The 6,045-nt window shown below is 65.9% G+C and carries 4 protein-coding genes; 1 reads left to right on the top strand and 3 read right to left on the bottom strand.

Annotated elements, in window-relative coordinates; translation table 11 throughout:
• From QZY06_RS13020 to QZY06_RS13010, 3 genes are all read right to left on the bottom strand, one after another.
• On the bottom strand, positions 1–1,059 hold a 1,059-nt coding region (locus QZY06_RS13020; protein WP_295685075.1), incomplete at its 3' end, for an AMP-binding protein.
• 211 nt (positions 1,060–1,270) lie between these two features.
• Positions 1,271–2,920, bottom strand: a complete 1,650-nt coding sequence (locus QZY06_RS13015) for a cation acetate symporter (RefSeq protein WP_367275640.1) — start codon at positions 2,918–2,920, stop codon at positions 1,271–1,273.
• 14 nt (positions 2,921–2,934) lie between these two features.
• Positions 2,935–3,291, bottom strand: a complete 357-nt coding sequence (locus tag QZY06_RS13010) for a DUF485 domain-containing protein (protein ID WP_367275639.1) — start codon at positions 3,289–3,291, stop codon at positions 2,935–2,937.
• Between the two features lie 201 nt (positions 3,292–3,492).
• Between QZY06_RS13010 and QZY06_RS13005 the strand changes: the two genes are divergently transcribed.
• Positions 3,493–6,045: PAS-domain containing protein (locus tag QZY06_RS13005; RefSeq protein ID WP_295685070.1), on the top strand; the 2,553-nt coding region annotated here is incomplete at its 3' end.

Raw genomic sequence — 6,045 nt, 5'->3', positions numbered from 1 at the left:
GTCCTGGCAGATCTTCCAGAAGCGGCCGGCGTCCGGGACGGTGGGCACGCCTTCGTAGATCATCACGGTGGCGCCATTGGCCAGCGGGCCGTAGGTGACGTAGCTGTGGCCAGTCACCCAGCCGACGTCGGCGGTACACCAGAACAGATCGTCTTCCTTGAGATCGAACACCCACTGGGCGCTGAGCATCGCGCCGAGCAGATAGCCGCCGGTGCAATGCTGGATGCCCTTGGGCTTGCCGGTGGAGCCGGAGGTGTAAAGCAGGAACAGCGGGTGTTCGGCGTCGACATTCACCGGCTCGCAATCCGTCGGAACCTTTGCGGTGGCTTCATGCCACCAGGCGTCACGACCGTCCTTCATGGTGATCGCATGGCCGGTGCGCTTGGCGACGATCACGCCTTGTACGGTCGGGCAGCCGAGCGCCAGCGCTTCATCGCAGGCCTTCTTCAGATCGACGACATTGCCGCCGCGCTGGTTGCCATCGGCCGTGATCACCAGCTTGGCGCCGGTGTCTTCGATGCGATCACGCAGCGCGGTGGCCGAGAAGCCGCCGAACACCACCGAGTGGATGACCCCGAGGCGCGCACAGGCCTGCATCGCGATCACCGCTTCCGGGGAGTGCGGCAGATACAGGACCACGCGATCGCCCTTGACGATGCCCTTGGCCTTGATCGCATTGGCCAGCTTGCAGACTTCGGCGTGCAGCTCGCGGTAGCTGTAGTTGCGGGTGTCGCCCTTCTCGCCTTCGTAGCGGATGGCGATCTTGTCGCCCTTGGTCGCCAGGTGGCGATCCAGGCAGTTGTACGAGGCGTTCAGGGTGCCGTCGTGGAACCAGCGGTAGTTCGGCGCCTTGCTGTCATCGAGCACGGTCTTGAACGGCGTTGCCCAGCTCAGCTCGCTCTTGGCGTAAGCGCCCCAGAAGCCGGTGAAATCGGCAGCGGCGGCGGCGCGCAGCTCGGCCATCTTCGCGGCGTTGACACGAGCGGCGGCGGCGAACTCGGCCGAGGGCGGGAACACCCGGGTCTCGGTCAGCACGGATTGGAAGTTGTCACTGCTCATCGTTGATCCTCGTTGTTCGAGTCTTGTCGGTTCGACTGTACTTCTGGGGCTTCTTGGGCCCCGTGGGCGGGGCGTCTCCTCGGGCTGGAGTGTGCCAGCCACGGCGCAGCTGTTTGCGCCGTGCCGCGCTAAAGCAAACATCGCGCCCGATACAGTAAGCCCGCCAGCTTCCTGGCGGGCTACCCGATTCAGTGGATTGCGAGCCGGATCATCAGTGACTTGATGCCCCGGTGGCGCCGTAACCGGTTTCTGCCCGGACCAGCTGCTCGATGTAGCGTGCCGACTCGATCCTGGCCCTCGCGCTGCGGTCAGTCACCGAACCGAACCAGCAGCCGAGGAAGGCCAGGGTCATCGAGAACAGCGCCGGTGCGTCGTAGGGGAAGATCGGCGTGGCGTGGCCAAGCACCTTCACCCAGACGGCTGGACCGAGGACGGTCAGTGTCACGGCTGACACAAGCCCCAGGCCGCCGCCGAGCAGTGCACCACGGGTGGTGAGGCCGCGCCAGACGATCGACAGCAGCAGGATCGGGAAGTTGGCACTGGCCGCGATGGCGAAGGCCAGGCCGACCATGAAGGCGACGTTCTGCTTCTCGAAGACGATGCCGAGGACGATCGCCAGGATGCCGAGGCCGATGGTCGCGAACTTCGAGACGCGGATTTCGTCCTTGTCGTTGACCTTGCCCTTGCGCAGCACATGGGCGTACAGGTCATGCGAGACCGCCGTGGCGCCGGACAAGGTCAGTCCGGCGACCACCGCGAGAATGGTTGCGAAAGCGACTGCCGAAATGAAGCCGAGGAAGACATCGCCGCCGACCGCATGAGCGAGGTGGATCGCCGCCATGTTGGCACCGCCGCGCAGCGCTGCGCCGTCCAGATAGAACACATTGGTGCCCACCAGCACGATGGCGCCGAAGCCGATGATGAAGGTCAGGATGTAGAAGTAGCCGATGAAGCCGGTGGCGTAGAACACGCTCTTGCGCGCTTCGGCGGCGTTCTTCACGGTGAAGAAGCGCATCAGGATGTGGGGCAGGCCGGCGGTGCCGAACATCAGCGCCAGGCCGAGCGAGATCGCCGACACCGGGTCCTTGACCAGCTTGCCCGGCGCCATGATCGCCTGACCATCCTTGTGCACGGCGATGGCCTGCTCGAACAGCGCTTCCACCGAGAAGCCGACGTGGCGCATGACCATGAAGGCCATGAAGCTGGCGCCACCGAGCAGCAGCATCGCCTTGATGATCTGCACCCAGGTGGTCGCCAGCATGCCGCCGAAGGTGACGTAGACGATCATCAGCACGCCGACCAGCACCACGGCGATGTTGTAGTCCAGCCCGAACAGCAGCTTGATCAGCTGACCAGCGCCGACCATCTGCGCGATCAGGTAGAAGGCGACGGTGGTCAGCGTGCCGGCAGCGGCGAGGATGCGGATCGAGGTCTGGTCCAGCCGGTAGCTGGCGACATCGGCGAAGGTGAACTTGCCCAGATTGCGCAGCCGCTCGGCGATCAGGAACATGATCACCGGCCAGCCGACCAGGAAGCCGATCGAGTAGATCAGGCCATCGAAGCCGGAGCCGAACACCAGCGCCGAAATGCCGAGGAACGAAGCCGCGCTCATGTAGTCGCCAGCGATGGCGAGCCCGTTCTGGAAGCCGGTGATGCCGCCCCCCGCCGTATAGAAATCAGCGCGCGATTGCGTGCGCCTGCTCGCCCAATAAGTGATGCCGAGCGTCAGCGCCACGAAGGCGACGAACATCAGGATGGCGGTCAGGTTCAGCGGCTGCTTCTCGGCCTGGCCTTCGAGTGCGGCGGCGACGCTGGCGAGCGGCGCGAACAGCGCCGTGGCGGCCAGTGTCTTGAGAATCATGCGGTTCATCGGATTCATCCCTGGGCGCTCCGGACAGCCTTGACCGTCAGTGCATCGAACTCGCCGTTGGCGCGGCGCACGTAGATGCCGGTCAGCACGATCGCCGACAGGATCACGCCCAGCCCCAGCGGAATGCCCAGCGTGATGACGCCGTCGATGCGGATCGCCAACCATTGCGGCGCGAAGGCGATCGCCAGGATGAAGCCGTAGTAGATCAGCAGCATCAGCGTGGTCAGGATCGCCGCGAAACGTCCGCGGCGGGCGCGCAGCTCGGTGAATGCCGGGCTTTCAAGAATGCGCAGGATCTCCGGCGCCACGTGGACTTCGGTCGACGCCGTGCTGCCGTCGCCGGAATGCTGTTTTGTTGTCATGGATGCTCCTAACACCTGCGTCATGGGTACGGCGATGCTGATGGCGGAGCCTATCGGCGATGGGGTTCGCGCTCCATGCGACGTTGGTCTAAGCGGGGTGGCCCGGGTCTGCGACTTTGGTCTCAGGCCCTGCGGCGAAGACCGCCTCGTGTTCTATGCTGAGCCTCAGCAGCCGGCCGCCCACCGGCAGGGGACGCCGGGATGCTCGAGGTCTGGTCGCTATTCCTGATCTCGGCGATCTATGTCGCGGTGCTGTTCGCGATCGCGGCGCATGGCGATCGTCGGGCCGCGGCCGGCTCCTCGCGCAAGCCCTGGACCTACAGCCTCGCGCTCGGTGTCTACGCCACGTCCTGGACCTTCTACGGCGCCGTCGGCCGGGCCGCGACCAGCGGCTGGGATTTTCTGCCGATCTATCTCGGGCCGATGCTGGTGTTCCTGTTTGCCGGCGGCCTGCTGGAGCGGCTGATCCGGATCAGCAAGCGCTACAACATCACGTCCATTGCCGACTTCATCGGCGCCCGCTACGGCCGCAACCAGCGGCTGGCGATGTTCGTCACCGCCGTCGCGGTGCTCGGCGTGGTGCCCTACATCGCGCTACAGCTGAAAGCCGTGGCTTTCGGCTTCGAGCTGCTGGCGCACTCGCAGGGCGAAATCGGCGCCGATGACCATCTGTTCGACAACGGCGCGCTGTTCGTGGCTGGGCTCCTTGCAACGTTCGCGATCCTGTTCGGCACGCGGCAAGTGGTGGCCAGCGAAAACCATCACGGCATGGTGCTGGCCATCGCCTTCGAGTCGACGGTCAAGCTGCTGGCCTTTCTCGCCGTCGGCCTGTTCGTCTGCTACCACCTGTACGACGGCTTTGGCGATGCCTGGAGCCATGCGCTGACCCGCCTCGGCAGTCAGGCACACGAAAGCGACGGCCGCTGGCAGGCCGGCTTCGTTGCCCAGACCCTGCTCGCCGCCGCCGCCGTGCTGTGTCTGCCGCGGCAGTTCCACGTCACCGTAGTGGAGAACGCCGACACTCGCGACCTGCAGCGCGCTCGCTGGGTGTTTCCGCTGTTCCTGCTGGCGATCAGCGTGTTCGTGCTGCCGATCGCCAGCGCCGGCCTCGATCGTCTGTCGGCGGATGCTTCGGGCGATACCTACATGCTGGCGTTGCCGCTATCAGAGGGGCAGGGCTGGCTGGCGCTGATCGCCTATCTCGGCGGTTTTTCGGCAGCCACCAGCATGGTCATCGTCGAAACCATCGCGCTGTCGACGATGATTTCCAACGAGCTGGTGCTGCCGGTGCTGTTGCGCTCGCGGCGCTTCCGGCTCGCCGAGCGCAGCGACTTGAGCGGCCTGCTGAAGAACATTCGCCGCGCCGCGATCGTCGCGATCATCGCCGCCGCCTATCTGTATTACCGGATCTACAGCGGGCCTGGCTCGCTGACTGCGATTGGTCTGTTGTCGTTCGCGGCTGTGGCGCAGTTCGCGCCGGCGATCGTCGGCGGCGTGCTCTGGCGCGGCGGCAGCCATGCCGGTGCGCTGGCGGGTTTGAGCATCGGCTTCGGCCTGTGGCTGTACACCTTGTTGCTGCCGGCGCTGCTGGCCGGCGGCGACAGCAGCCTGTTGAGCGACGGCCCGCTCGGCATCGGCTGGCTGCGGCCGCAGGCGCTGTTCGGGCTCGATGGGCTCGACGAGATCACCCACGGCAGCTTGTGGAGTCTCGGCTTCAACACGCTGACCTATCTGCTGACGCCGCTGCTGTTCAAGCCCGGCCTGCGCGAACGCCTGCAGGCTGGGCGCTTTCTCGAAGAGCCGTCCGCAGGCCGCGCGGCGCGTACTTCGGCGATGAAGATCGCGGCGACGGTCGGCGATCTGGTGGTGCTGCTGGAACGCTTCTTCGGTGCCGACCGCGCGCGCAGCGAACTGGAACTGCATGCCCGCCGCCTCGGTCGGCCCGAACCGAAGCCGGACGACCGGGTGTCGTCCGAACAGGCACGGCACATCGAGCATCTGCTGTCCGGCGCCCTCGGTGCTTCGAGCGCACGGCTTGTTCTTGGTTCGGCCCTCGGCGGCCGCGACATGCAGCTGGAAGACGTGATCAGCCTGCTCGATGAAACCGCGCACGAGATCCAGTTCAACCGCGAGCTGCTGCGCGCTTCGCTGGAGCATCTGTCGCAGGGCGTGTCGGTGGTCGACAAGGATCTCTGCCTGGTCGGCTGGAATCGTCGCTATCTGGAAATGCTCGATTACCCGGACGACCTGATCAAGGTCGGCCGGCCGATCGCCGAGGTGTTCCGCTACAACGCCGAGCGCGGCCTGCTCGGGCCTGGCGATGTCGAGACCCAGGTCGAGCGGCGGCTGGCGCATCTGGGCGCCGGCACGCCGAACAGCCACGAACGCCTGATGCCGGATGGCCGGGTCATCGAGGTGCGCGGCAGCCCGATGTCCGGCGGCGGTTACGTCACCAGCTATTCGGACGTCACCGCCTACAAGCAGGCCCAGCAGGCGCTGGAAGTGGTCAACGAACAGCTGGAGGAGCGGGTCTCCGAACGCACCGCTGCGCTCGAAGAGGCGCGCGGCGTGGCCGAGCGCGCCAACCGGGCCAAGTCGCGATTTCTGGCCACTGTCACCCACGATCTGGTGCAACCGCTGAACGCCGCGCGCTTGTTCGTGACCTCGATCGACCGCGATGCGGTGCCGGCCGAGACCGCACGCATCGTCGGCCAGGTGGAAAGCTCGCTGCATGCGGCCGAGAACCTGATCGGC

Origin of the sequence: uncultured Nevskia sp. (assembly GCF_903885465.1) — a bacterium.
Taxonomy (GTDB): domain Bacteria; phylum Pseudomonadota; class Gammaproteobacteria; order Nevskiales; family Nevskiaceae; genus Nevskia.
This window is presented reverse-complemented; position numbering and strand designations above follow the sequence as displayed.

What these genes read in the sequence shown, in the direction of transcription:
- QZY06_RS13010 (WP_367275639.1), bottom strand. Translation starts at nt 3,291, where the DNA reads ATGACAACAAAACAGCATTCCGGCGACGGCAGCACGGCGTCGACCGAA.
- QZY06_RS13015 (WP_367275640.1), bottom strand. Translation starts at nt 2,920, where the DNA reads ATGATTCTCAAGACACTGGCCGCCACGGCGCTGTTCGCGCCGCTCGCC.